The 25,499-nt window shown below is 64.7% G+C and carries 29 protein-coding genes and 1 pseudogene; 16 read left to right on the forward strand and 14 right to left on the reverse strand.

What is annotated here, in order from left to right:
- Positions 1-2: 2 nt before the first annotated feature.
- Positions 3-161 (reverse strand): DUF4148 domain-containing protein, encoded by a 159-nt coding sequence (locus tag NCCP691_RS01520; RefSeq protein WP_220806461.1) that lies wholly within the window; start codon positions 159-161, stop codon positions 3-5.
- Between the two features lie 989 nt (positions 162-1,150).
- Here NCCP691_RS01520 and NCCP691_RS01525 point away from each other — a divergent pair.
- Positions 1,151-1,702, forward strand: a complete 552-nt coding sequence (locus tag NCCP691_RS01525; RefSeq protein ID WP_220806462.1) for a Cif family virulence factor — start codon at positions 1,151-1,153, stop codon at positions 1,700-1,702.
- Between the two features lie 55 nt (positions 1,703-1,757).
- On the opposite strand, the gene NCCP691_RS01530 is transcribed toward NCCP691_RS01525, so the two are convergent.
- The gene (locus tag NCCP691_RS01530; RefSeq protein ID WP_274387214.1) at positions 1,758-2,348 is read right to left on the reverse strand and encodes a glycosyltransferase; all 591 of its coding nucleotides are present in this window, start codon (positions 2,346-2,348) and stop codon (positions 1,758-1,760) included.
- Positions 2,349-2,534: 186 nt separating this feature from the next.
- On the opposite strand from NCCP691_RS01530, the gene NCCP691_RS01535 reads away from it, so the two are divergent.
- Positions 2,535-2,954 (forward strand): DoxX family protein, encoded by a 420-nt coding sequence (locus tag NCCP691_RS01535; RefSeq protein WP_220806464.1) that lies wholly within the window; start codon positions 2,535-2,537, stop codon positions 2,952-2,954.
- A gap of 85 nt (positions 2,955-3,039) precedes the next feature.
- On the opposite strand, the gene NCCP691_RS01540 is transcribed toward NCCP691_RS01535, so the two are convergent.
- Positions 3,040-3,597 (reverse strand): flavin reductase family protein, encoded by a 558-nt coding sequence (locus tag NCCP691_RS01540; protein ID WP_220806465.1) that lies wholly within the window; start codon positions 3,595-3,597, stop codon positions 3,040-3,042.
- Between the two features lie 376 nt (positions 3,598-3,973).
- On the opposite strand from NCCP691_RS01540, the gene NCCP691_RS01545 reads away from it, so the two are divergent.
- From NCCP691_RS01545 to NCCP691_RS01570, 6 genes and pseudogenes are all read left to right on the forward strand, one after another.
- A complete protein-coding gene (locus NCCP691_RS01545; protein WP_220806466.1) occupies positions 3,974-5,170 on the forward strand; it encodes an MFS transporter in 1,197 nt (398 codons plus the stop codon).
- Between the two features lie 267 nt (positions 5,171-5,437).
- Positions 5,438-5,692 (forward strand): Atu4866 domain-containing protein, encoded by a 255-nt coding sequence (locus tag NCCP691_RS01550; RefSeq protein ID WP_220806467.1) that lies wholly within the window; start codon positions 5,438-5,440, stop codon positions 5,690-5,692.
- Between the two features lie 44 nt (positions 5,693-5,736).
- Entirely contained in the window at positions 5,737-6,234 is a 498-nt protein-coding gene (locus NCCP691_RS01555) for a carboxymuconolactone decarboxylase family protein (protein WP_220806468.1), read from the forward strand.
- A 221-nt stretch (positions 6,235-6,455) separates the two neighbouring features.
- Positions 6,456-7,100: pseudogene (locus tag NCCP691_RS01560) on the forward strand (NADPH-dependent F420 reductase); the annotation flags it as partial.
- A gap of 30 nt (positions 7,101-7,130) precedes the next feature.
- Entirely contained in the window at positions 7,131-7,454 is a 324-nt protein-coding gene (locus NCCP691_RS01565) for an ester cyclase (RefSeq protein ID WP_220806470.1), read from the forward strand.
- Positions 7,455-7,492: 38 nt separating this feature from the next.
- Positions 7,493-8,263: an SDR family oxidoreductase gene (locus NCCP691_RS01570; protein ID WP_238482264.1), complete on the forward strand. Its 771-nt coding sequence runs from the start codon at positions 7,493-7,495 to the stop codon at positions 8,261-8,263.
- Positions 8,264-8,303: 40 nt separating this feature from the next.
- Here NCCP691_RS01570 and NCCP691_RS01575 read toward each other — a convergent pair whose 3' ends face one another.
- Together NCCP691_RS01575 and NCCP691_RS01580 are read right to left on the reverse strand one after the other, a co-directional pair.
- Positions 8,304-8,720, reverse strand: a complete 417-nt coding sequence (locus NCCP691_RS01575; RefSeq protein ID WP_220806471.1) for a secondary thiamine-phosphate synthase enzyme YjbQ — start codon at positions 8,718-8,720, stop codon at positions 8,304-8,306.
- 50 nt (positions 8,721-8,770) lie between these two features.
- Positions 8,771-9,721, reverse strand: coding sequence for a LysR family transcriptional regulator (locus NCCP691_RS01580; RefSeq protein WP_220806472.1), 951 nt, complete (start codon positions 9,719-9,721; stop codon positions 8,771-8,773).
- A gap of 121 nt (positions 9,722-9,842) precedes the next feature.
- Here NCCP691_RS01580 and NCCP691_RS21280 point away from each other — a divergent pair, with 121 nt between their 5' ends.
- From NCCP691_RS21280 to NCCP691_RS01595, 3 genes are read left to right on the forward strand one after another with little or no spacing between them, the layout of a single operon-like run.
- The gene (locus NCCP691_RS21280; RefSeq protein WP_274387215.1) at positions 9,843-10,445 is read left to right on the forward strand and encodes a cytochrome b; all 603 of its coding nucleotides are present in this window, start codon (positions 9,843-9,845) and stop codon (positions 10,443-10,445) included.
- On the forward strand, positions 10,442-11,002 hold the full coding sequence (locus tag NCCP691_RS01590) for a YceI family protein (RefSeq protein WP_220806474.1): 561 nt from the start codon (positions 10,442-10,444) through the stop codon (positions 11,000-11,002). The genes NCCP691_RS21280 and NCCP691_RS01590 overlap by 4 nt, the downstream gene beginning before the upstream one ends.
- A gap of 25 nt (positions 11,003-11,027) precedes the next feature.
- Positions 11,028-11,606, forward strand: coding sequence for a YceI family protein (locus tag NCCP691_RS01595; protein WP_220806475.1), 579 nt, complete (start codon positions 11,028-11,030; stop codon positions 11,604-11,606).
- Positions 11,607-11,680: 74 nt separating this feature from the next.
- Here the strand turns inward: NCCP691_RS01595 and NCCP691_RS01600 are convergent, their stop codons facing one another.
- Positions 11,681-13,474, reverse strand: a complete 1,794-nt coding sequence (locus NCCP691_RS01600) for a hypothetical protein (RefSeq protein WP_220806476.1) — start codon at positions 13,472-13,474, stop codon at positions 11,681-11,683.
- 312 nt (positions 13,475-13,786) lie between these two features.
- On the opposite strand from NCCP691_RS01600, the gene NCCP691_RS01605 reads away from it, so the two are divergent.
- The 3 genes from NCCP691_RS01605 to NCCP691_RS01615 all read left to right on the forward strand — a co-directional run bounded on the left by NCCP691_RS01605 (position 13,787) and on the right by NCCP691_RS01615 (position 18,010).
- Positions 13,787-14,902: a helix-turn-helix transcriptional regulator gene (locus tag NCCP691_RS01605; protein WP_220806477.1), complete on the forward strand. Its 1,116-nt coding sequence runs from the start codon at positions 13,787-13,789 to the stop codon at positions 14,900-14,902.
- Positions 14,903-15,077: 175 nt separating this feature from the next.
- Positions 15,078-16,640, forward strand: coding sequence for a methyl-accepting chemotaxis protein (locus NCCP691_RS21490; protein ID WP_274387216.1), 1,563 nt, complete (start codon positions 15,078-15,080; stop codon positions 16,638-16,640).
- 146 nt (positions 16,641-16,786) lie between these two features.
- Positions 16,787-18,010: an MFS transporter gene (locus NCCP691_RS01615; RefSeq protein WP_220806478.1), complete on the forward strand. Its 1,224-nt coding sequence runs from the start codon at positions 16,787-16,789 to the stop codon at positions 18,008-18,010.
- A gap of 4 nt (positions 18,011-18,014) precedes the next feature.
- Here NCCP691_RS01615 and NCCP691_RS01620 read toward each other — a convergent pair whose 3' ends face one another.
- Together NCCP691_RS01620 and NCCP691_RS01625 are read right to left on the reverse strand one after the other, a co-directional pair.
- Entirely contained in the window at positions 18,015-18,224 is a 210-nt protein-coding gene (locus NCCP691_RS01620) for a hypothetical protein (protein ID WP_220806479.1), read from the reverse strand.
- Positions 18,225-18,455: 231 nt separating this feature from the next.
- A complete protein-coding gene (locus NCCP691_RS01625; protein ID WP_220806480.1) occupies positions 18,456-19,025 on the reverse strand; it encodes a hypothetical protein in 570 nt (189 codons plus the stop codon).
- An 80-nt stretch (positions 19,026-19,105) separates the two neighbouring features.
- Between NCCP691_RS01625 and NCCP691_RS01630 the strand changes: the two genes are divergently transcribed.
- Positions 19,106-19,456 carry a winged helix-turn-helix domain-containing protein gene (locus NCCP691_RS01630; protein WP_220806481.1) on the forward strand — a complete coding sequence of 117 codons (351 nt, stop codon included), beginning with the start codon at positions 19,106-19,108 and terminating at the stop codon, positions 19,454-19,456.
- Between the two features lie 38 nt (positions 19,457-19,494).
- Positions 19,495-19,740: an MbcA/ParS/Xre antitoxin family protein gene (locus NCCP691_RS01635; RefSeq protein WP_220806482.1), complete on the forward strand. Its 246-nt coding sequence runs from the start codon at positions 19,495-19,497 to the stop codon at positions 19,738-19,740.
- 15 nt (positions 19,741-19,755) lie between these two features.
- On the opposite strand, the gene NCCP691_RS01640 is transcribed toward NCCP691_RS01635, so the two are convergent.
- The 6 genes from NCCP691_RS01640 to cyoB are packed head-to-tail and all read right to left on the reverse strand — an operon-like array spanning position 19,756 to position 25,492.
- On the reverse strand, positions 19,756-20,298 hold the full coding sequence (locus NCCP691_RS01640; protein WP_220806483.1) for a response regulator transcription factor: 543 nt from the start codon (positions 20,296-20,298) through the stop codon (positions 19,756-19,758).
- Complete coding sequence (locus tag NCCP691_RS01645; RefSeq protein WP_238482265.1) at positions 20,282-21,589, reverse strand: ATP-binding protein; 1,308 nt, start codon at positions 21,587-21,589, stop codon at positions 20,282-20,284. Before NCCP691_RS01645 ends, NCCP691_RS01640 begins: the two co-directional genes overlap by 17 nt.
- Positions 21,590-21,611: 22 nt before the next feature.
- Positions 21,612-22,412 (reverse strand): SURF1 family protein, encoded by an 801-nt coding sequence (locus tag NCCP691_RS01650; RefSeq protein ID WP_220806485.1) that lies wholly within the window; start codon positions 22,410-22,412, stop codon positions 21,612-21,614.
- Between the two features lie 29 nt (positions 22,413-22,441).
- Positions 22,442-22,864 carry a cytochrome o ubiquinol oxidase subunit IV gene (cyoD, locus tag NCCP691_RS01655; protein WP_220806486.1) on the reverse strand — a complete coding sequence of 141 codons (423 nt, stop codon included), beginning with the start codon at positions 22,862-22,864 and terminating at the stop codon, positions 22,442-22,444.
- Entirely contained in the window at positions 22,861-23,496 is a 636-nt protein-coding gene (cyoC, locus tag NCCP691_RS01660; RefSeq protein ID WP_220806487.1) for a cytochrome o ubiquinol oxidase subunit III, read from the reverse strand. The genes cyoD and cyoC overlap by 4 nt, the downstream gene beginning before the upstream one ends.
- Positions 23,489-25,492 (reverse strand): cytochrome o ubiquinol oxidase subunit I, encoded by a 2,004-nt coding sequence (gene cyoB / locus NCCP691_RS01665; RefSeq protein WP_220806488.1) that lies wholly within the window; start codon positions 25,490-25,492, stop codon positions 23,489-23,491. The genes cyoC and cyoB overlap by 8 nt, the downstream gene beginning before the upstream one ends.
- Between the last annotated feature and the right edge of the window lie 7 nt (positions 25,493-25,499).

A 25,499-nucleotide genomic window follows, 5' to 3' on the forward strand; every position in this document is an offset into this window, starting at 1 on the left:
GTTCAGCGAGTATCCGCCTTCGCCTGCTCGAGCTCGGCAACGACCTGTGCCCGGGTTTTGGACGATACGAAACCGGCGTCCGGCGCGACATACTCCTGGGCCTGGCCCGCGGCGGCGCTCATTACGAGAACACTTGCTGCAACAATCGATTTCACTTTCATTTCAAATTCTCCGAGTATGGTAAAGGTAGCGTTAGGATGCCCCTTCAAATAGCGCGGGGACGATTGCAATGTACGGCTGCGCAGCTCGCGTGCGATAACAGGATCTTGTGAAGTTATTGCCTAATTCTCTTGGAAGTGCAATCCGGCCACGCTGGCGCCGCATCGCGTCCGCACCCTGCTCCATCACTTCGTAGCTTCAGGTAAGCACCGTAGACGGAAAGGCATTCTCGTCCCAGGAGCCCCCCTCTACACGCCTCCATAACTTCACCGACCGCGAATTGGCGGCGTGGTGATGAGGCCCGCAATGGATAGGGTTGAACAGGCAGAGGACACAAGCAGCATGGGAACTGCCAATCTTTAATCATGAGAAGGAAGCCCTTCTCTGTGCGCTCCGCCGCTTCACGATTTGGGAGATCTTCTGTGGTCACCCTCGCACACACCCCACGAGGTGCCCTACTAGATTATTGACATCGCGGACGAGGGAAGTCATCGAATCAGGTCTTGCTTCACTGAGCTTGTCACGCTCCGCGAGCCAGACGCGCAGCAAGTTCTCTTCTCAGCCCTCCACCCGGGTGGCTGGCCCACCGCGCATTCTGTCCGCAAGGTCCACGACCGCCGGAAACTATCGCTTTCCCGCATAACGCCCATCGAAAAAAAATGGCTTCCGCGCGGCCGGTATCGCCGCTAGCATCGGCATTGCCAATGAAGACCTGGGACGCAGGCTCCGCGCTGCTTCGCGGGCCGGCCCGCGCACGCGCGCCGTCGCGAATCAAACTTCAGAGAATCAGGCAAGACAGCCGTACCTCTCAGCATTTCCTCTCTCCTGCCGCTTCTCTACACTGCCTCCCATAGCGAGCATCCATCGGATGCGATCCCGGAGGGCGTTCCCTGCCTTGCACCGGGCGTCCGCGATCCGGAGCGGGTGCACGCGCGACCGTGAAGACAATCCGATCAACGCTTCATCAACCACGACCTGGAAAGGAAACGTTATGACCAAAGCCATGACCAAGGCCGCACTGACACTCGCCGCCTGCCTCCTCTGCTCGTCCGCCTTGTCTGCCGAGCCCCGCAACGACTGCCCGGCTTCCGGCCAGGAGGGCATCGCACAGTTGCATCACGACTGGCTGATGATCGGTTGGGAGCGCGACGCCGGCGACCCCGATTTCAACTTCCGGCAGGACGTGGGCAAGTACTACGATTTCACGCGCGACGACCTGAATCTGTTCGACGACTTCGACCCGCAACTCAAGGTCCGGAACACCGCCGACGACTACGGCACGATCTGGTACGGACTGGTGCCGAAGTTCAGGAGCGTGAAGCACAAGATTACCGAGGGACCGACCGCGGTGCCGGTGGGCCCCGGCTACGGCCACTCGGTGATGGAGTTCGTGTTCGAAGTGACGCCGAAACAGGGCGACGTGATGCACCTGATCTCGCGCTCGTCTATCCTGTGGCGTTGCGGTGCCGACGGCTGGAAGATCTACAAGGAGCATAACTCGGCCAAGCCGGTCGAAGCTTCTGTCTACCATCGGGCGAAGTAACAAGCCGTCCGGTTTCGGCCGCGTGCCGGATGCGCCCGGCACGCCCGGGGCGGCCTCACCCCAGCGGCCGCAACATCGACTGATAGACCGGCAAGCCGGTGCGCTCGAAATCGTAATTCCCGATTACCGTGGCGCGCCCCGCGGCTGCCGCGGCCGCAAGCTCGTCGCGCCGCGTGAGCAGATCGCAGACGCGGTCCGCAAGCCCGGCTGTGTCGAAAAAATCGAACAGGAAGCCGTTTTCTCCGTCCCGGATCACTTCAAGTACCGGCGCCGTGGCGGACTCGAGAACAGGCGTCCCCGCGGCCATGGCTTCAAGCATCGACCAGGAGAGCACGAACGGGTAGGTCAGGTAGACGTGCAGGCTGGACACCTGCAGCGCCTGCACGTAGCGTGCGAACGGAAGCTTGCCGAGGAAGTGTACGCGGTTCCAGTCGATGCTCTTGTCGGCCAGTTCGGTCTGCAGGGCGTCCCGGTAGCTGGCGAAACCTTCGGGCGGAGGCTTGCCATAGCTGACCTCGTCGCCGCCGATCACCAGCACCTGGAGGTCCGGCCACCGGGCGAGGATCGCGGGCAGCGAGCGCATGAAAACATGAAAGCCTCTGTAAGGCTCGAGGTTGCGGGCGCGGTATTCCGTGCCGGCCGGCACCTCAATATTCGAGGTTTTGCGGGGATTATCACCGTTCCATGAATACTCGTGCCGAATATATCGCGTTTATCACGGCGGCTGCGATAGCTAGACTCCTCTCATCAAAGCTTGAACGAAACCCCGGTTTCAATCGGCAGCGATCGAAGCAATCCACATCCAACCGACATACATCCTGAAGGAGCCGTCATGAACAACCTGAATCAACAAGCTTCCACCCTCCCCCTGATCGGCCGTATCCTGCTGGCGGCGATTTTCATCATCAGCGGTCTCGGCAAGATCGCCGCGCCGGCCGCGACCGCCGGCTATATCGCCGCCATGGGCCTGCCGCTGCCTGCGCTGGGCGTGGCGCTGGCAATCGCCGTCGAAGTGGGCGGCGGCATCCTGCTGGTGCTCGGATTCCAGACGCGCCTGGTAGCCTTGCTGCTCGCCGCCTTCTCGGTGGTCACCGGCCTGGTGTTCCACAACGCGATCGGTGACCAGAACCAGCTGATCCATCTGCTGAAGAACTTCGCGATGGCGGGCGGCCTGCTCCAGGTTGCCGCATTCGGCGCCGGCCTCTACAGCCTCGATGCACGCAAGGCCCGGCCCGCGCCGGCCACGGCCTGAGCGATCCGCCGCGCGGCGGCCGACATCGGCAAGCGGGGAACGGCAGCGGCCGCTCCCCGCTTCCGCATTGGTCGACGCTGCATGCTCAGTCGTCCATCAGGTACCGCCAGCGCACCATTCTCTCGCCCAGGTCGATCGTCTCGCCATCGACAATGAAGACCCCGTCGCCGCGGTGGTGAAGCAGGCGCTGCTCGCGTCTTGCCCGATCCACCCAGACGTTCTCCACCTGCAGGATGAACATGTTGTAGCGGTCGACCATGGCATCGTCGACGACGCGGCACTCGAGATTCGCCACGCATTCCCGGATCAGCGGCGCCTCGACCGACTCGCCGCTCCGGGCAGTCAGTCCGAACCGCCGGAACTTGTCGACCTCTTCGCCGGAGCAGTTGCCGATGTCGACGACCTGCTGCGCGAGGTCGACGGTGGGCAGTGCGATCACGCATTCTCCGGTTTCGCGCAGGGCCTGATAGCTGTAGTCCCAGGGACCGATGATGCAGCCGACGAGCGCGGGTTCGTGCTGCATCATCATGTGAAACCCCAGGGTCATGACATTGTTTTTCCCGCCGGCGCGCGTGGTCACGAGGACTATCGGACCGGATTCGAGCAAACGATAGGACTTTGCAGGATTGAGTTTCTTGAACATCTCGTTCTCCTTCCGCCAGTGTTGTGCAATCGATGCGGCCCGTGCCGCCGCATGCATGGGAAAAGTCTAGATGGTCGCCGCCGGCCGGACCATGCCTGATCCTCGCCGCAGGCTGCCTATTGCTCCACGGGACGCGCGCGGGCGGTCGTCCTGTCGGATACACCGCTGCCAGCCTACCGTGACAGGCGCCGGCTTGCCTTGTCCCCGACCATGCCCGGCACGCGCCTGCAGGAATAGGCAAGGCGTCCATATCTTTCGCCATTTACCCGCCGCCACCTGATAACTAGCATGGTCGTCATGGATCAGCGCCGGTGCGGCGGCGGGTTTCGCCAGCCGTGCCGGCGCTTCGTCAGGCTACCCACACGAGAGGTCGATCATGCGCGAAACGCTTGCCCCCGCAACACCCTCCCGCTCCGCCGCGAACACGTCGGACTGGGACTCGACTGCCGCGGTATTGTCCGTGCTGCTGGTCGCGTCCATCCTCGTCGTCGGACAGATGTACATCGTGATGCCGCTGTACGGCGCGATGGCCTCGGACTTCGCCGTGACGACGTCCGCGGCCGCGTGGACATCCACTGCTTTCGGCATCGCTTATGCCATCGGCTTCCTGTTCGCGGGGCCGATGTCGGACCGTTATGGCCCGCGGCGCATGATGGTCTCGGGCCTGCTGGCGACGGCTGTGCTGACCGGGCTCGTCGCCATGGCCCAAGGCCTCGTCTCCGCCACCGTGCTTCGCTCGCTGCAGGGCGCGGCGGCCGCCACGTTCGCCCCGGCGGCTTTCTCATACGTGGCAATGCGCGTGCGTCCCGGGCACCGGGTCTTCGTGCTCAGCTGCGTCACCAGCAGCATGCTCGCGTCCGCCGTGCTGATGCAGCTCGCCGCCCAGCAGGTCGTCTCGGCGCTGGGCTGGGAAGCCGCCTTCGCTGCCTGCGCGCCGGCGCTGGGCATTGTCGCGCTCGGCACGCATTTTCTGCTGCGGCCGACGCCGGGCAGCGGCGGGACGAGCCTGCTCTCGGCGCTCGCACGCATGCCCCGCCTGTATTGCCAGCGTCGTCTCCTGGTTCTCTATCTCGCGACCATGACGCTGCTCGGAAGTTTTGTCGGCGTGTTCACCGCGATCGCGATCGGCGGGGTGTCGAACGACCCCCACAGCCTTCTCGTGCTGCGCGTAGCGGGGTTGCCCGCCATGCTTGCCGTGCCCTTCCTGGTCGCTTTTCTGCAGCGTTTTTCCGCCATCGACCGCGCGGCCGCGGGCTTCCTCGTCGCCGCCGGCGCCGCCGTGATGGCATCGCTGTTCGATGGCCAGCTGAGTCACCAGGCTCTTGCGCTCTTCCTGCTGGCCGGCGCGCTTGCGGTGAGCGCCCCCGCGCTGGTGGAGCGGATCGGCCAGGCGGCACCGGCGGAACGCGGGGCGGCGACTGCCCTGTATGCATTCTCGATGTTCCTCGGCGGCAGCCTGGGCGGCCAGGCCGTCAGTGCATTCGCGGCAGGCGGCATCGCGCCTGCATTAATGTGGATCGGCGCCGCGCTCCTGCTCGGCTTCGTTCTGGTGAACCTTTCCCGGCGTCTGTGACGCGCGGTGTCTGCGGCGAAGGGCCGACGAGGCGGCCCCGGCGAATGTTTTCAACACGATCGGCAACTGGAACTGAAGGAGGAATTGGTCATGAACCTTCGCAACATGCATCGCTTTGTCAGCATCGGCTGCCGGCGAGATGCGTCTGCTGCACGCGCACGCCGGCTTCCGCAAACATCCCGGGCGCTCATCGCGCTGCTTGCGGCGGCATCCCTGACCGCCGGCGGCGAAACAGAGGCTCTGTCATCGAAACAGAAAGGAGCAGTCATGCAAGCACATCCATATGTGGGAATGTGGGTCACGAAAGACGGGTATATCCGCCACGAGCTGTTGCCGAACGGCCGCTACGACGAGGCCCGGGGCGACAGGAAGAGCGCCTATCAGGGGCGTTATGAAATCACGGGCGACCATATCGAGTACTGGGATGACACCGGCTTCACCGCCGACGGCGACTTCAGGGACGACGTCCTCTATCACGCCGGGATGGTTCTGTACCGGGAGCGGGACGGCAAGCGGAAGTAGCAGGCCCGCCCCATTGTTCAACTCACGACTGGAAAGGAAACGCTATGACTAAATGCATCGCTTCGGGAGTACTGGCAGTGGCCGCCGGCCTCCTCTGTTCGCCGGCCTTGTCTTCCGATGTCGCCCCCCCTGCTCCGGCGCGGGCCGACGCGGCCTCAGCCGGCGGGGACGACCGCCAGTCGGCCGGCCAGGCAGTCATGAACAAGCTGTCCGGCGGCGCGGGGCAGCCGGTGCTGAATGCCCTTCGCCAGGACTTCCCGTTCCTGGCGGACGCGATTGTCGGCTATTCGCTGGGCGAAGTATGGGGACGGGGCCGCCTCGACGACCGCACCCGTCAGCTCGCCGCCGTGGCGGCATTCGCCGCGCAGGGGAATCTCACCGTCCTCAAGGTTCATGCCGGCTATGCGCTCCGGCTCGGCGTCAGTCCGGACGAGCTGAAGGAGATCGTCTACCTGACGACGGTCACCGCCGGCTTTCCCAGGGCGATAGACGCGGCCAATGCGCTGCGTGAAGTCTTCGCCGCCAACGGCGTGCGCCCCTAGCACGAGGGCGGCCGGTTCCGTCGACGGGCATCCGGCCGCCGCCGTCACCTTCCCGCTCCTCGCCCCACCCCGGCCGCGCCAGCCCGGGCCCTCCTTTTATCACCCTGAATGGAACAGTGATGCGCGTTATCGCCTGTTTATCACTCTGCCGGGGATATCTACACTGGCTTCATCAGCAGCGGAACACGAGATCCGCAGCCTGAACAGCCCGGCGCCAGCGGCGCCACTCAACGAGAAAGGAAAACATCATGAACAAGCAGAACACGATCGGCAGCGTGGGCATCATCGGCGCCGGCGCCATCGGCCAGGCCATGGCGAAGCAGCTGGCGCGTGCGGGAATACCGGTCATCCTCAGCAACAGCCGCGGCCCGGATTCGCTCGCCGCCGTCGTCGACCAGCTCGGCCCGAATGCCCGCGCCGGCACCGTGCGCCAGGCAGCGGAAGCCGACATCGTATTCCTCAGCGTGACCTGGGCCGCCGTCAGGCCGGCGCTGGAAGGCATCGACCTGCGCGGCAAGATCCTGATCGACGCTACCAACCCGGTGCTGTTGCCCGGCTTCCGCCTGGCGGAGCTCGGCGGCCGCAATTCCAGCCAGGTGCTGTCCGGCCTCGTTCCCGGCGCCCGTGTGGTCAAGGCCTTCAATACCCTGCTTGCATCCGTGCTCGCGGCCGACCCGCAGCAGAACGGCGGACGCCGGGTGGTGTTCATCTCGGGCGATGACGCGCCGGCAAAAACGATCGTTGCGGCACTGGCCGACCGTCTCGGCTTCGCCAGCATCGATCTGGGCAGCCTCGAAGTCGGCGGCGCCCTGCAGCAATTCCCCGGCGGCCCCCTGCCCGCCGTCAACCTCGTCAAACTGGCCTGATCCCCTCACACACATCTTAAGGAGAATGACATGACTGCCACTATCAATCCGATCAGCGAAGCCGCCAAGGCGGTGGTCCGCCGCAATACCGAAGAAGTCCAGGGCGGCGGCAATTTCGAACTGTTCGAGGAACTGTTCGCCGACGATTTTCTCGACCATACGCCGCAGCCCGGCGGCACGCCCGACAAGGCCGGCGCCCGCGCCCTGTACAAGGCCCTGCGGGCGCCCACCGGCCGAAAGATCCACTTCGACACCGTCGATGTGATGCGCGTGCAGAACGGCCGCATCACGGAGCACTGGGGCGTGGCCCACCTGTATTCGCTGATGCAGCAGCTCGGCGCGCTGCCGGCCTGAGACCGCGACCACCCCCTTACCGAGAAAGCGAGAACATCATGAGCAATCTGTTAGAGAACAAGGTCGTCGTCGTCACCGGCGCGGCAAGCGGCATCGGCCGTGCGATCGCCGTCTCCGCCGCCCGCCACGGCGCCCGTGCGGTACTGGTATCGGATATCGCTGAAATTCCCCGCGAGGGCGGCACGCCCACCACGCAGGAGATCGAGGCACTCGGCGTGGCGACCCGCTTCGTCAGGGCCGATGTGAGCAAGAAGGCCGACGTGGATGCGCTGGTCGATGCCGCGGCCGAGTTCGGCGGCGTGGACGTGATGGTCGCCAATGCCGGCATCACGCTGCCGAGCGACGGGGCGGATGTCGACGAAGATCATTATCGCCGGCTGATGTCGGTGAACCTCGACGGCACCCTGTTCAGCGCACAGGCCGCCGCGCGCCAGATGAAGGCCGGCGGCAAGCAGGGCAGCATCGTCCTGATGGCCAGCATGGGCGGCATCGCCGGCGCCGGCATGACGGTTGCCTATTCCACCAGCAAGGGCGGCGTGGTCGTGATGGCGAAGGCGCTTGCCGACGCGCTGGGCCCGGACGGCATCCGCGTCGATGCGGTCGCGCCGGGCACCATCGATACCCATCTGCTGCGCAACAGCCCCGGCATCGCCGAGGCGGCGGAAGGCTTCCGCCGGCGCACGCCGCTGCGGCGCCTGGGCAAGCCGTCCGAGATCGGCGATGCAGTGGTGTGGCTCGGCTCCGACATGTCGAGCTACGTGACGGGCATCTCGCTGATCGTCGACGGCGGCCTGCTCAACGTCATCTGATGTCCTCGCCATGGCCGGCCGCCACGACGGTGGCCGGTGATCAGTCGCCCAGCACGGTGACCACCACCTTGCGCCGCTGCGCCGCGGTACGGTGCTCCCACAGAAAAATCCCCTGCCAGGTCCCGAGCAACAGCCGGCCGCCGCCGACCGGCACCGTCAGGCCGGTGTCGGTCAGCACGCTGCGGGCATGCGCCGCCATGTCGTCCGGCCCTTCCAGGTCATGCCGGTAAGCCGGATCGCCATCCGGCGCGGCCCGCGCGATCAGGGTTTCGAGATCGCGCCGGACATCGGGATCGGCGTTCTCCGTGATCGTCAGCGAACAGCTGGTGTGCTGCACGAACACATGCACCAGGCCGCATCGCACCCCCGACCGCGTCACGACTTCCGCCACCGCGCCGGTAATGTCGCGCGTGCCGCGCCCGGGCGTGGAAAATTCCAGTATGGATTGATGGCTCATTTCCGATCCTTGTTGAACATGGCTGCGCACGCCTGTGCCCGGCCCGAATGCTACAGGTCGCCGCCGAGCAAGGCTTCGCGGGTCGCCGGGTGTTCGCACTGCTGCAGCCACCAGGCGAGCGCCCTTCCCGGCGCCGGCGTGCCGGTGCGGCGCCACGCATAGCTCAGATTCAGTTCCCGTTCGGCGCGTTCGACGCGCCTGAGCAGCAGGCGGCCGGCCCTGACATGCGGCGCCGCCAGACCGGCCGGCAGAAAACCCACCCCAAGGCCGCGCGCCTGCGCCTCCAGCTTGGCGTCCATCGAGGCCACGGTAAAGACTTCCTGTTCCTGCAGCAGCCCGAGCGTCAGGCCCCCTCCGCGCGCGATGGAATCGGCCACCGCGACCATGCGATGCCGGCGGATGAGCAGATCGCTCAGCGGTTCGGGCTCCCGTGCCAGCGGATGGTGCGGCGCGACCGCGAACACGAAGCGCGGGGTGCCGAGCGTGCGCACCTGCAGTCCGGCCACCGGCGCGGCATCGGCCAACACGCCCAGCGCCAGGTCGGCCTGCCCGGTGATGAGGGTGTCGAGCGTCCCCGACAGGGTCTCATGACGCAGCCGCAATTGCGTCGGCGGCTGCAGCGCGAAGAATTTTTCACACAGCTCGAGCACCGTGGTCCGATCGATCACGGTATCGACGGCGATGGTCAGGCGCGGCTCCCAGCCGGTGGCGATGCGCTTGACGCGGTTGGCCATCGCGTCGATCTCGGTCAGCAGCCGTCCGCCCTCGCGCAGGAGTTCGAGGCCGGCCTCGGTCAGCCTCGCCTGCCGGGAGCGCCGGTCGAACAGCAAGACGTCGAGTGCTTCCTCGATCTGGCGTACCCGGTAGGTGAGCGCGCTCGGCACCATGCCCAGCTCCCGCGCGGCGCCCGCGAAGCTGCCGCTGCGGGCGATGGTCTGCAGCATGGCAAGGGCTTCGGGCGTCAGGACGTCGCGCGGAGTGGAGGTTTTTTGCTTCTGCATCGGTCGATCATTCAAATTTTTTGAATATTACCGTCAATCCAGTTGGATCGCAGGCGCCGGCTTTGTCAATACACTGGCGCCTTGTCAATCAAATGCCTCTCAGAAAAGGGGCCTGGCCTTCGTGGAATCGTCTACTTCTCTCGCCAGCGTCAGCGCCGCACGGCATCGGCCGGAAGCGGAGCGCTATTCAGCGCCTGCGATCGTCCTGCACTGGACGATGGCGCTGCTGATCGTCGGCCTGCTGGCGCTCGGCCTGTACATGACCGGCCTTGCCCTCTCGCCCGAGAAGCTCAAGCTGTATTCATGGCACAAGTGGGCCGGCGTCTGCGCCTTCCTGCTGGCGGTCGTGCGCCTCGCCTGGCGCGTCCGGCAGGCCCCTCCGCCGCTGCCGGCCGGGATGCCGGCGGCGATCAGGCTCGCCGCGCACGCCGGTCACGGCCTGCTGTATGTGCTGATGTTCGCGATCCCCCTGTCAGGCTGGCTGATGAGTTCGGCCAAGGGTTTTCAGACGGTCTGGTTCGGCGTGCTGCCCTTGCCGGACCTGGTGGAAAAGAACCGCGAGCTGGGCGACCTCCTCCAGTCCCTGCACTGGGGACTCAACATGATCCTGATCGCCGCGATCGCCGGGCATCTGGCGGCCGCGCTCAAGCATCACTTCATCGACAGGGATGGCGTGCTCGCGCGCATGCTGCCCGGTCGGCGTCACAACAAGGAAAACGCATGAAGCATTACATCGGACTCGCATTCGCCGCTCTCGCCGTCTCGGCTCCGGCCGCACACGCGGTCGAATACACCCAGGTGCAAAGCGACAAGAGCAACATCGGCTTCGCCTATCAGCAGATGGGCGTGAAGATGGATGGCAAGTTCAGAAAGTTCTCGTCCCAGCTGCGCTTCGACCCGGCCAAGCCGGCGACGGCCGCCGCCAGTTTCGACGTCGATCTGCTCAGCGTCGACCTCGGTTCCGGCGAAGCGGAGCAGGAAGTCGCGGGCAAGCCCTGGTTCAACAGCAAGGCATTTCCGACCGCGCGTTTCGTTTCATCCGGCGTCAGGCCGCTCGGCGGCAACCGCTACGAAGTCGCCGGAAAACTCAGCATCAAGGGCAAGACGCAGGACATCGTCGTGCCCGCCACGTTTGTCGAACAAGGCAAGACAGGCGTGTTCAATGGCAGCTTCACGCTGCGCCGGGGCGACTATGCCATCGGCGAAGGTTCCTGGTCGAAGTTCGACATCGTCGCCAACGACGTGACCGTGACCTTCCGCATCACCGCCGCCGCAAACTAAACCCACTTCAACGCATACAACCCACATGAAAAACGTATCCGCACTCTTCGCCGCTCTCGCCCTCTCCGCCGCCGTCGCCGCGCCCGCGCTGGCCGCGCCGCAGACCTTCGTACTCGACAACTCGCACAGCTTCCCGCGCTTCTCGTACAGCCACTTCGGCTACTCGACGCAGATGTCGCGCTTCAACAAGACCACCGGCAAGGTCGTGTTCGACGCCGCCGCCAGGACCGGCTCCGTCGATATCGTGATCGACACGAAGTCGGTCGACACCGGCTTTGCGACCTTCGATGAGCACATCCAGGGCGAGGATTTCCTCGACACCGCCAAGTATCCGACCGCCAGCTTCAAGTCGACCAGGGTCGTGTTCGAAGGCGACAAGCCGTCGAAGATCGAAGGCAACCTGACGCTTAAGGGCGTCACCAAGCCGGTCACCCTGACCGTGACCAGCTTCCAGGCCATGCCGCATCCGATGCTGAAGAAAGATGCGATCGGCGCGAACGCTTTCACCGTGGTCAAGCGTTCCGAATTCAACGCCGGCAAGTACGCGCCGTACGTCGGCGACGAAGTGCGCATCGATATCGCGCTCGAAGCGATCAAGGAATAAGGAGGCAGCGTCCCGCTAGCCTTTGGGCGAAAAAAAACCCCGTCCGAAGACGGGGTCGTTATTTGCGCTTTGGATCAGGGCCGAACGACGCTGATGACGTAGAAGTGCCCCTGGTAGCCGTCGGTGGGCGACGTGGGCCCGCTGTTCGTCGCGACCGAGAGTCCCAGGCCGTTGACCATCAGCTGATTCATGCCTGGCGCACCGCTTGCCGGAGCACGGCTTCTCCATCCGTTGAACGGGCTGTTGATAGTAAGGATGTCCTCGCGGCCGTCACTGGTACGCCTGCGCTTGAACGAATTTGCGCTAAGCGTCTCGATGACGGTCGTACCGTCCGACCCGATGTTTTCGGTTACGTTGACAGTCGGCGGAGTCGACTGGACCAGCGTACGACGGATCTGTGTCAGGTCCCAGTACTTCGACTCGGTCGTGCTCACCGCGGGAAGGCTGAGAGTCTGCACACGGGTGGCGACGATAACGCTGCGCTCCACGCTGGCGTCGGTGGCGCCTTCCGGATTGGTGGTGCCGAACAGCACAACGCTGCCGTTCGGCGCCTTGTACGCATAAACCGGGACGGTGAACGTGCCATCGGTCAGATTGAAACCGCCATCCGTCCGGCCTACGATCGATGTCGGCGCCTCGTCGTCCGGTGCGCAAGAACCGTCCGGCGCATATTCGCAGATCGCCACGCTGCCGGCCGCATTCAGCCCAAGCTTGCCATAAAAATGGTCGAACTCACCCAGCGAATTTTCAAGCGGCGAGACACCCGATTGCACGAAGTTCCATTCGCCCTCGACGTTCGCGAGAGCGTGAGCCTGGACCGGGAAGATGTATCCGACCGTCGCAGTGTTTCTCGTTGTATTGCGAGCAGTGTACGCACCGACGCCGGAACGGCCGATAACGATATCGTAGGTAACGTTTTCGCCAGCAGTGTTCGGGCCAGCGGCGGTGAAACGGCAGGCGTCGGTCGACGATTTGGTGATCGGGAATATCTTGGTCGCCTTGTCGGGGCTGAACCAGCCAGGATTGTCCTTGTTGAAATCGAGGTAGGCCACCCGCGTACGCCCGAAGTAATCGATCGTCCGGTATTTGCCGGACAACGCGGAGGGACAGCCTTCCAGCGCACCGCTGCTGACGCCGTTCATCACATCCTTCAGGGTCACTGTGTCGCTATCCGTGGCTGAGCTGGTCGCGGAGGCGGCCACTTGCGCAACAACCTGCGGCAGCGTTTCAATGGACACCTTTTCCTTCAGCGCATCCAGCGCCTTGTCGTAGTCGTTGCCGGCATTCGGTGCGGACGGTGTAGCGGCAACCAGCGTTGTCTTGAACGGGTCGATGCTGCCGAGATCGATACCGGTTGCCTCCTTAAGCGCCGTCACGACCGCCGTCGTGGCCGCAGTCAGGTCGGCGGAGGATATCTGCGTGCCCGAGTTGAATGAAGCGAACAAGTCGGAGGGGATTGCTGCGGCCAGCTTTGCGACGATCAGCTCGGTGAGCGGAGTAACGTTGGCGATGGCGGCAATGTTATTGCCGGACGCCGTGCCGGCTTCAGTAATCGAGTGCAGCTTGATTTCAGTGCCGTCCACGGTCCCGGAGACTTCGATCATGCACGGGAGGACGCCATCAGTGATGGAAACGGTATAACTCCCGCTTGCGCCTGTGGTCGCCGTACCGGTACCAGACGAGCACTTCACGATAACCGCTCCTCCCGACATTGCCAGGCCGGTAGCCGCCGTGCCGGAGAGCGTCAGGGTCCTGGCGGGTGCGGTAGCCCCTCCGCCGCTCGCAGTATTGCTCCCGCCGCCGCCGCACCCTGCAACAGCCAGTGCCGTCACGCACGCCGCCGTCATTCTCTTCATCTCAAATTGCATGCCGCCTCCCTGCTGGTTGATAGGCAGACGGGCGATTTCTCTGTTAGGTCGCCCGCCCGGATTTCATTTTCTTCGGGCAATTATTGATTTCGATCAATTCGCAGTCCATTCCCCAATTGGGGAATGCGCGCCGGTCGAGCGGCAGGCATATGACCGCGAGCACTTTCAAGAATGACAATTTACGCGATCAATTCCCATGAGGGCCTTGCAGTGCGATACTCGTTGCACAAGTGGAATAATCGCGTGGAGGCCGCACCGATGGACCTGTCCGACCGAGCTCTCGAACGACTCATCACAAAAGCGTATGAGGAGATGGAGTCGCGGATTGAGTGGCGCGGCTTCTATGAAGAATTGACGACTACGATCGGCGCCAAGTCGATCCACATGCTCGGCATCGACAAGCGCCACGGCACCCTCTCCTACAGCGACGGCGCCAATCTGCCGGTGCAGGGCGAACTGGCCTACATGCAGCGGTATCGTTTCATCGATCCGCGCCTGGAAATCATCCTGCAACGTCCCGTCTATGAATGGCTGCATTGCCACGAGGTGCTCGACGAAGACTTCGTCGCGAAAAACCCGTTCTATCAGGAGTTCCTGATTCCGTATGACCGTCGTTATCTGACCGCTTGCAAGGTGGTCGACAGCAGCGACGCGATCCTGATTCTCGCCGTGATGCGGGGAGCGGCCGAGGGTCCGCTGCCTCCGGAATCGGTTGCCTTTCTCGACCGGCTGATGCCGCATCTTGCCCGCGCCTGCCGCCTCGGCGTGAAGAACTTCATCTATTCCACGCAGGCGCTGGTCGGGCATACGCTGGTCAGCAAGCTGCGCCAGCCGGTCGTGCTGATGTCGAGCGCGGGCGAGGTCGTGCACATCAACGAGTCGGCACAGCGCCTGTTGCGTCAGACCCGCCTGGTGCGCATCGAGGCGGGGAAGCTGTGTCTGCCGGCCCCTCAGCAGGACGAACTGCTCGGCAAGTGCATGGCACTGGAGCAGGCCCTGAAGTCGGCGGATGACACCGCCCCCGCCGCGCCACGCTTCCATACCCTGCCGGTGATCGACAGCTGCCCCGGCGAGGGCGGCCGCGACGAACGTCTCTATACCTTCTTCAGCATGCTCGCGCCGCAGGATGTGATGGGCAGCTTCGGACTGCGTCCGATCGTGATGCTGTTTTTCTATCACCCGATGTCCGCGCCGGGCATCGACTCCGACCTGCTCTATGCCGCCTTCGGACTCACGCCCGCCGAGTGCAGGGTGGCCACGCTGCTGGCCGAAGGGCTGGCGCTCAAGGAAATCGCGGACGCGCTCGGCACCCGGCACGATACGGTGCGCAAGCAGCTGCGCGCGATCTATCAAAAGACCTCGACCAACCGCCAGCCCGACCTGATCCGCCTGCTGCTTCACTTGCCGCATAACGTCGTCGACAGCTGATCCCCACGGCGCCGCGGTGCCGGTGTGGTTTTTTTGCGACCGGCGCCGGCCGGGGCGCTAACATCGTTATAATTGCTTTCCGGCAATTGTCGGCCGCCGGCCCGCATCGGTGATGCCTGCTTTCCCTCCTCAACTTTCAGTGCCGTGTCGGCAGCGGCACACCTCAATCGCCCGTATGAAATTCAGCAACCTGAAGGTCGCCACCAAACTCTGGCTGTCGGTCGCCCTGTTTATCGTTCTGTTGATCGTCAATCTCGTGCTTGCGGGCGCGCGCACCGCCGAGGTCCGCGGTAAATCCGAGCAGCTCACGCTCAATAGCCTGGAAAAGGTCAAGCTGGTCGCCCAGTGGGCCGGACTGGCGGAAACGGTCGGCGCGCGCATGAGCGCGATCGTCCTCAGCGGCAGCCCGGAGCTGGCAGAAGCCTTCAAGGACCTCAATGCGAAGGACCAGGCACGCATCGCCGAGATCCAGAAACAGGTGGAAACCTTCGCCAGCACCGATGAAGAGCGGCGCCAGCTCGCAAAGATCGCCGACAAGCGCGGCGTGGTCCTCGGCCTGCTGCGCAAGCTGGGCGAGCTCAGGGCGGCGGGCAACAGCGCCGAGGCCGACAGCCTGTACATGCAGCAGCTCACGCCCGCCATGAGCGAGTACATGGGCGCGCTGCAGGAACAGGTCGCGCTGCAGGAAGAGATCACGAAGAAGCTGCGCAAGGAGCTGACGACAGAAACCGCCAGCGTCATGCAGATCTCGATCTTCTTCATCATCGCCATCATCATCGGCGCACTGATCGGCGCCCATTTCCTGATCCGGTCGATCCGCAATCCCCTGCAGCAGGCCGCAGGCATGGCCAACCGCATCGCCAACGGCGACCTCAGCCCGCGCAAGCCGGAACTGCGCGCGGACGAGTTCGGCGACCTGCTGCGCGCGCTCGCGGCAATGCGCGACGCGCTCGGCACGCTGGTGGCCCAGGTTCGCAGCGGCTCGGAAAGCGTGGTCGCGGCTTCGTCGGAAATCGCCGCCGGCAATCTCGACCTGTCCAACCGCACCGAGCAGCAGGCGGCCACGATCGAAGAAACCGCGTCGACCATGGAAGAGCTGCTGGCACGCGTGCGGCAGAACGCCGACAACGCCTGCAACGCCAACAGCCTGGCAAGCGCCGCCTCGGAAGTGGCAAGCAAGGGCGGCGCGGTGGTGAGCCAGGTGGTCGACACCATGGGCAGCATCAACGAATCGTCGCGCAAGGCGGTGGACATCATCACCGTCATCGACGGCATCGCCTTCCAGACCAATATCCTGGCACTCAACGCGGCGGTCGAAGCCGCGCGCGCTGGCGAGCAGGGCCGCGGCTTCGCGGTGGTGGCGGCGGAAGTCCGCAGCCTCGCCCAGCGCTCGGCCAGCGCGGCCCGGGAAATCAAGGCGCTGATCGGCGCTTCGGTCGAGAACGCCGAGGCCGGCGCCCGCCTGGTGGATCAGGCCGGCGCCACGATGCACGAGATCGTCGACAGCGTGGCGCGCGTCACGCAGGTGATCAACGAGATTTCGCGCGCCAGCCAGGAGCAGGCGGCCAATATCGAACAGGTCAACCGCGCGGTCACGCAGATGGATGAGGCGACCCAGCAGAACGCGGCACTGGTGGAACAGGCGAGCGCGGCCTCGCAGTCGATGAATCAGCAGGCGCGGGCGCTGGCGGAAGCGGTCAGCGTGTTCAAGACCGGCGACGAGGCGGCGCGCGCCTGAGCGCTGCCGGCGGGCGGGCGCCCTGCCCGCCTCGCGCGCGGTATCCGGAACCTTCATCCCGCGCAGGCATCTTCCATTGCATAGACAATGCCGCGCCCGCCCGCTTCTCCGCAGGCCGCCGCACGCCCGCTCACATCCGCCACAGCATGAGAAGCCCGCTCGCCGAATACCCCGCCTTTCGCAATTTCTTCATCAGCCGCTTCACCACGACGATGGCCAGCCAGATGATGATGGTGGTGGTGGCCTGGCAGATGTACGACCTGACCAACAGCGCCTACGATCTCGGCATGGTGGGCCTGGCGCAATTCCTGCCGGCGCTGGCGCTGGCGCTCGTCACCGGCCAGGTCGCGGACCGCTTCGACCGGCGGCGGGTGCTGGCATGCTGCCTGGCCGGGCAATTGCTGGTGAGCGCGCTGCTCATCGGCGGCACGCTCGGCGGCTGGCTCAATCGGGAATTCATCCTGCTCGCCTCGGTGGTGCTGGGCACGGCCAAGGCCTTTCAAATGCCGACGCAGCAGGCACTCGGGCCGCTGCTGGTACCGCCTTCCGTGTTGCCGCGCGCGCTCGCGGTCAACTCCGCCGCCACCCAGTTCGCCATCATCATCGGCCCGGCAGCGGGCGGCTTCCTGTACGTCGCCGGCGCGCCCGTGGTGTATGCGACGTCCGCCGTGCTTTTTATGTTGGCGATCGTGGCCACGCTGCTGATCCGCGTCGAGCGCCCGCCCGCGCCGCGTGAAAAGGTGAGTCTTGAAACGCTGTTTGCCGGCATCGGCTTCATCTGGCGCCGCAAGGAAGTGCTCGGCGCCATCTCGCTCGACCTGTTCGCCGTTCTGCTCGGTGGCGCGACCGCGCTGCTGCCCATCTTCGCCCGCGACATCCTGCACGTCGGCCCCTGGGGTCTCGGCGTGCTGCGTGCCGCGCCGGCCGTCGGCGCGCTGCTGGTATCGCTCTATCTCGCGCGCAGGCCGATTCAGCGCAGGGTGGGCAAGGTAATGTTCGGCGCGGTCGCGCTTTACGGCGTGGCGACGCTGGTGTTCGCGCTGTCCACATCGTTCTGGCTGTCGCTCGCGGCGCTCGCGCTCACGGGCGCCTTCGACATGGTCAGCGTGGTGATCCGGCAGTCGCTGGTACAGCTCGACACGCCGGATGCAATGCGCGGCAGGGTGAGCGCGGTCAATGCCATCTTCATCGGCGCCTCCAACCAGCTCGGGGAATTCGAATCGGGGGTGACGGCCGCCTGGCTGGGACCGGTGGGTTCGGTGCTGCTCGGCGGTGCCGGCACGCTGCTCATCGTCGCCGCATGGATGAAGCTGTTTCCATCGCTGACGGCTCGCGAGCGCCTCGGCGCCGGCATGGAAGCGGCGCGTTGATGCGCTACCTGTTCTTCGGCCACATCGGCACCTGGCCGGTGCCGTGGCTGACATAGTTATCGTAGGCGGAGATGACCATCGCGGCCACCAGGCCGACCAGTACCGCCGCCACCGCGATCGCCACTGCCCATCTTGCCCATGTGTTGCGCGGGTTGCGTCCGGCCCCGGCCATCGGATCGTCGCCGTCCGCCCCGCCGTATTCCGAGTACAGCATTTTTTCTCCATCGGGCGGAGAATCCGCCCCCCTCTTCGCACGCTTGTTCTCAGTCATGTTTCCCCGCTTTGGGCGGCCGCTTTCCGGCACCCGGCGTGATCCGATCCGAAGGGGACTTCGGACCGCTCTAGAAATCATAACGTTCTAAAATTTGCGGCGAGTCTAACCAATTTCCGGCCGGCGGGCAAAGGGATTTGCCGCCGGGCGATGCGAAAAGCGGGGAATTAACGGTCAGCGCGACTGGCGCGATGACAGGCCGGCCGGACCGGGCAGGAAATTCAGGAGGCCCTTGACCGTGTAGATCACGACCAGCGTGCCGAGCAGGTCGCCGAGCACCATGACGAAGAAACCGGTTCCGACCGGGTCTCCGTTGAGCAGCAGCCACGCATGATGCAGGAGGGGACTGGCGACGGAATAGCAGACGCTGAGAAAGAGCAGGCGCGCGGGCGTCAGGTTGGACAGGGATGCCTGCAGGCCGTACACCAGCTGGGCAAGCCTGTAGACGAGATAGGGGGCGGCGGCGGAGGCGATGCCGCCGGCGAAGGACCGCAGCGGATCATCCGGGAAGAAATAAAAAACGCAGGTCAGCCACGACGCGAATAAAATACCGACTGCCCCGGCGCCGCCGAAAAGCAGCGTGCAAAGCAGGCGCATGCCGGCGGGCAGGTAGATCCAGTTCATCCCCCGGATGAACTCGAACGTGGCGCTGTTGAAAAGCCACTCGTTGATGACAAATACAAGCAGGAACAGGAAGGCGGAAAAAACGACGAGACCGGCCTTCCATCGCAGATCTGAAAACATGACATACGCCCCGTGTCGGCCTGATGCCCGAAAGAGTTTCGCGGAATGATATCAGCACGTACCGGGGCAGCCGGATGGCAATGAAAAAAACGCGACCCGCCGACATCTATCTTCGTTTCCTCAATCTCGCCGAGGCATTGCGCGGCCTGCCCGCCCTGCCCGCTCTCGACCCGCTCGAGGAAAGGATCCTGAGCCTGATCGCGCAGGCGAACCAGAAAATGGACAGGCTGTCCGTGCGCGACATGATGGCCAACGACCAGCTCGGTTCTCCCGCGACCATACACGGCAGGCTCAAGTCGATGCGCAGCAAGGGCTGGATCATGCTGGTCGATACCGAGGATGCGCGACGCAAGCAGATCGAGCTGACGACCGAAGCGCTGGCGCATTTCGACAGGCTTTCGAAATGCATGCTCAAGGCAACCAAGGGCTGAACGGGACAGGCCGGCAATTTCTTCAGACGGAGACAATCATGAGCAAGGATGACCAGCCGTCGCCGCAGGGACTCGGCGCACTGCAGGCGAGGTTTCAGGAGCAGTCGCGCAAGGCCCAGGCCTATTACGCGGTGATGCACAGGATGCGGCAGCTTGCGGGAAGCGATGAGGCCGCCAGCGCATGGATGGAACAGGCGCTGCCGGCCTTCGACGGCAAGACACCCGCGCAGATGGTCAGCGAAAACCGCGCGGACGAGCTGCTGAACTACATCGAGTCGCTCTGAGGACGGCCGGGACGGCTATTTCACCCGCTGCTTTTCCAGCTTGCGGGCGAGCGTGCGCCGATGCATGCCGAGTCGCCGCGCCGCCTCCGAAATATTGAAATTGCTCTCGACCAGGACCTCGTGGATGCGCTCCCACTCCAGGGTCTTGATCGAGCTCGCGCGGTTGGTGAGCTCGATATCGGTGGTCCCCGCCACATGGCCGAAGGCGGCCTCGATGTCGTCGGTGTTGGAGGGCTTGGCCAGATACTGGCAGGCGCCGAGCTTGATCGCCTCGACCGCGGTATTGATGCTGGCATAGCCGGTCAGCACCACGATCTGCATCGCCGGGTCGTGCCCGTGCAGCATCTGCACACACGCCAGGCCGCTGGAACTGCCGTTGAGCTTGAGGTCGACCACCGCGTAGCCGGGCGTGTGCTGCTTCACCACCGCCTCGGCCTCTTCCAGGCTGGCAGCCAGCAGCACGCGGTAGCCACGCCGCTCGAAGGAACGCGCCAGCGTGCGGGCGAACGCCGCATCGTCTTCCACGATCAGCAGCTGTCGTTCAGTCCCGGTGTCCATTGTCCGTCTCGAGCGTGATGGCGGTGAGCGGCAGGCGCAGTTCGACCACGGCGCCGCCTTCCGGCCGGTTGCGGGCGGCGACCGATCCACCGAGTGTGCGCGATACATTGACCGCGAGGAAAAGGCCGAGGCCGCCGCCGGGCCGTCCCTTGCTGGACTGATAGGGCTTGCCGAACTGGGCCAGCATTTCCGGGGCAAATCCGGGGCCGTCGTCGCTCACGGCGAGCCTCAGCCAGCCATCCTCGTTGCGGGCTTCCATGCGCACCCAGTTGGGCGACGCATCGTAAGCGTTGTCGAGCAGATTGAAGATGGTCTGCTTGAGCGCGGAGTCGAACACCACCGGCAGGTCGGCGTCGATATGGTTCTCGAAGCTGAAGCTCAGCCCGGCGCGGTTGCCGCGCCACTCACGGGCAAGCTCATTGAGAAAACTGACGATGGTGGTCTTGCCCGACCATTCGCCGCGCGCTTCGCCGGCGGACAGCAGGATGCCGCTGACGATCTTCTTGCAGCGCTGGAGCTGGGCTTCCATTTCCGCGATTTCTTCCTGCAGGTCGGGATCGTCGCGAAACTCCGGCATCCGCTTCCAGTCGCCGAGGATGACGGACATGGTCGCCATCGGCGTGCCGAGTTCGTGCGCGGCGCCGGACGCGAGCAACCCCATCCTCACGATATGTTCTTCCTCCGCCGCGCGCTGCCGCAGGTCGGCCAGCAGGGCGTCGCCCGCCCGCAGGTTGCTCGTGATGCGGGTGATGAAGAACACCAGCAACGCGGCATTGAGGACGAAGCACAGCAGCAGTCCCTGCACATAAAGACTGGCGATGCTGAACCACCCCTCCGGCGGCAGCTCGAGCGGCACCTTGTACAGGGACAGTCCGGCGAGGCAGGCGCTGGTGATGGCGACGATGAGCCAGACCGAGCGGCGGTCCAGCAGGACCGCGCCGAGCGTGACCTGCAGCAGATAGAGAAAGGCGAAGGGATTGGCGGTGCCGCCGGTGAAGTAGAGCTGCGCGGTCAGGCTGCCGACATCCACGAGCAGCGCGAAGAACAGCTCGCGGTTGGTGACGACGGGTTCTTCATGCCAGCGCAGATGGCTGGCGATGTTGAAGGCGATCAGGCAGGCCAGCACCGCGAGCATCTGCGGCAGCGGCAGGCTGATGCCGAAGCCGAGCGTGACCACGCAGATCGTCGTGATCTGGCCGATCACCGCGAGCCAGCGCAGCTGGATCAGCTGCAGCATGTTCTTGTGCCCTGCCGCGTTCGCCAGCGACGGCGCCGCGGCGGATGCTTTCATGCTCCCCTGGTCAGCAATAGTTTCAGTCCCGACTGTCATCGTCCTCTTCCCGGTCCAGGCCAGGCCTGCCGCCGCGGCGGCGCTCGGTGCGCCACACCCAGACGGAGGCACCGGCCACCATCAAGGCGAGAGCATACCAAGTCAGCGCATAGACGAGGTGATTGTTGCGGAAGCTGACGACCGTCAGTCCGCCGACCGGCTGGCCGGGCGCCGCCCCCGCGGTCGAGGCATCGGCGTCGATGAAATAGGGAGCGGCCTGCTGCAGCCCGTGCGCGGCGGCGATGGCCTGCACGTCCCGGGAATACCAGCGGCCGCCGGCGGGGTCGTTGCTGCGGAGGAAACCGCCGCCGGGCTCGGTGATGCGCAGCAGTCCGGTCACGACCTCGGCGTCCGCGGACTTGCCGGCGTCGTTCAGCGGCGCCATGCGGCCGGTCGCATCGACCGGGATGAAACCCCGGTTGATGAGCACCGTCCAGCCCTCCGCGGTCCGCAACGGTGTGAGCACCCAGAAGCCGGCGCCGCGGGCGGTCGCGGCCTGGACCAGGCTGGTCTTGTCGTAGAGGAAGCGGCCTTCCAGGCGCACCCGGCGGTATTCATCGGTTTCGGCGCTCAGCGACGGCCAGCGTGGCGGGCCGGGAGCATCCGCCGGATCCGCGTTCACCCGCTGCCCGACGCGCTCGATCAGCGTCAGCTTCCATTGCAGCCGCTGCAGCTGCCAGGTGCCGAGCGCCACGAAAACGGAAAACGCCAGCAGCGCGAGGACAACAAGCGCGAGCCGGCGTTTCCCGACGCGAGCGGACGGAGCGGATGCCGGTTCTGGCATCCGGTTTCCGCCCTGCCCGTCCGGTCTCGTCATGGCATGTCGTGCACCTGGTGCGCCGACTCGTGCGTCATGCCGGGCATCATGTTGTGATTGAGGTGGTACATGACCCAGATCGAACCCGCCAGCGTGATCACCAGCAGCACCAGCGTGAAGATGAAGGCCAGCATGGTCCAGCCGCCCTCGGACTTGGTGTTCATGTGCAGGAAGTAGATCATGTGGACGACGATCTGCACCGCTCCGAAACCGAGGATGACCATCGCGGTGGTGCTCGAGTTCTCGAGCACGTTGCCCATCACCAGCCAGAACGGAATCGCGGTCAGGATCACCGACAGCACGAAACCGATGGTGTAGCTCTTCAGGCTGCCGTGGTCGTGGCCGTCGTGCTCGTGATCATGATCGTGGTGGCCATGCGCGTCGGCATGGTCGCTGTGGTCGATATGGTGCGCGCTCAAGGCAGGACTCCCATCAGGTAGACAAAGGTAAAGACGCCGATCCAGATCACGTCGAGGAAGTGCCAGAACATGGACAGGCACATCAGGCGACGGTTGTTTTCCGGGATCAGGCCGTGCTTCTTGAGCTGGAACATCAGCGTCACCAGCCAGATGAGACCGAAACTCACATGCAGGCCATGGGTACCGACCAGCGCGAAGAACGAGGTCAGGAAGGCGCTGCGCTGCGGACCCGCGCCCTGGTGGATCAGGTGGGCGAACTCATACAGTTCCAGCGCGATGAAGCCGGCGCCGAACAGCCCCGTCACGCCCAGCCACAGCAGGGTCGCGTTGAGGCGCTTGCGCTGGGACTCCAGCATCGCGAAGCCGTAGGTGATCGACGACAGCAGCAGCAGGGCCGTGTTCATCGCCACCAGCGGCAGGTCGAACAGCTCGGCGCCGGTCGGGCCGCCCGCATAGTTGCGGCCGACCACCGCATAGGCGGCGAACAGGCACGCAAAGATCAGGCAGTCGCTCATCAGGTAGATCCAGAACCCGAGCAGCGTGCCGTTCTGCGGATGGTGCTCGCGCACGTAATAGCGCGAGCTGGACGCCTCCTTCAGGGCGTCGACGGAGGATGCGGTGATATCAGACATGGCTTTCCAGCAGACGGGTGCGATCGTTTTCCGTGCGGACCACCTGGTCCGCCGGGATGTAATAGTCGCGTTTGTAGTTGAAGGTATGGGCGATCGTGCCGGCCACGAGGACGGCGAACGTGCCGACGGCGACGGCCCACATGTGCCAGATCAGGGCGAAGCCGATCACCGCGGACAGCGCCGCGATGAGGAAGCCGGCGGCCGTGTTCTTCGGCATGTGGATCGGCACGAAGCCTTCCAGCGGACGCACATAGCCGTGCTTCTTCATGTCGGCCCAGGCGTCGAGCGCATGCACGCGCGGGGTGAACGCGAAGTTGTAGTCCGGCGGCGGCGACGAGGTCGCCCACTCCAGCGTGCGGCCATCCCACGGGTCGCCGGTCACGTCGCGCAGCGCGTGGCGGCGCTTGAAGCTGACATAGAACTGCATCAGCATCGCGCCGATGCCGGCGGCGATCAGCAGCGCGCCGAGGGCGGCGACCTGGAACCAGATCTGCAGCGACGGATCCTGGAACTGGCTCATGCGGCGGGTCACGCCCATCAGGCCGAGCACGTACAGCGGCATGAAGGCGAGGTAGAAGCCGACCACCCACAGCCAGAACGACCACTTGCCCCAGTAGGTATCGAGCTTGAAGCCGAAGGCCTTCGGGAACCAGTAGTTGATGCCGGCGAACAGGCCGAACAGCACGCCGCCGATGATCACGTTATGGAAGTGCGCGATCAGGAACAGGCTGTTGTGCAGCACGAAGTCGGCCGGCGGAACCGCCAGCAGCACGCCGGTCATGCCGCCGATCACGAAGGTGATCATGAAGGCCACCGTCCACATCATCGGCAGCTCGAAGCGGATGCGGCCGCGGTACATGGTGAACAGCCAGTTGAAGATCTTGGCGCCGGTCGGGATCGAGATGATCATCGTCGTGATGCCGAAGAAGGAGTTCACGCTCGCGCCCGAGCCCATGGTGAAGAAGTGATGCAGCCACACCAGGTAGGACAGGATGGTGATCACCACCGTGGCGTACACCATGGAGGTGTAGCCGAACAGGCGCTTGCCGGTGAAGGTGGAGACGACTTCGGAGAACACGCCGAACAGCGGCAGGATCAGGATGTAAACCTCGGGGTGGCCCCAGATCCAGATGAGGTTCACATACATCATCGAGTTGCCGCCGAGGTCGTTGGTGAAGAAGTTGGTGTCGAACATGCGGTCGAGCGACAGCATGGCCAGCACCGCGGTCAGCACCGGGAACGAGGCGACGATCAGCACGTTGGTGCACAGCGAGGTCCAGGTGAACACCGGCATCTTCATCATGCTCATGCCGGGCGCGCGCATCTTCACGATGGTGACGATCAGGTTGACGCCGGACAGCAGCGTGCCGACGCCGGCGATCTGCAGCGCCCAGATGTAATAGTCGACCCCCACGCCAGGGCTCTGCAGGATGCCCGACAGCGGCGGATAGGCCAGCCAGCCGGTGGTGGCGAATTCGCCAATGAACAGCGAGGCCATGATCAGCACCGCGCCGAAGGTGGTCATCCAGAAGCTGAAGTTGTTCAGGAACGGGAAGGCCACGTCGCGCGCGCCGATCTGCAGCGGCACCACATAGTTCATCAGGCCGGTCACCAGCGGCATCGCCACGAAGAAGATCATGATCACGCCGTGGGCGGTGAAGATCTGGTCGTAGTGGTGCGGCGGCAGGAAGCCGGCGTTGTCGCCGAAGGCGATCGCCTGCTGGGCGCGCATCATGATGGCGTCGGCGAAGCCGCGCAGCAGCATCACCAGGCCGAGGATCATATACATGATGCCGATCTTCTTGTGGTCGATGCTGGTGATCCAGTCGCGCCAGATCGTGCCCCACAGCTTGTGGCGGGTGACCAGGGCGAACACCGCGAGGCCGCCCAGCATCACCATCGCGAAGGTGCTCGCGATAATGGGATCGTGATAGGGAAGCGAACTCCAGCCGAGGCGGCCGAAGAGGAAGCTTGTCGTTTCGTTATGGACTTGCATGGGGTCT

The organism is Noviherbaspirillum aridicola (assembly GCF_019656455.1).
GTDB classification, from domain to species: domain Bacteria; phylum Pseudomonadota; class Gammaproteobacteria; order Burkholderiales; family Burkholderiaceae_D; genus Noviherbaspirillum; species Noviherbaspirillum aridicola.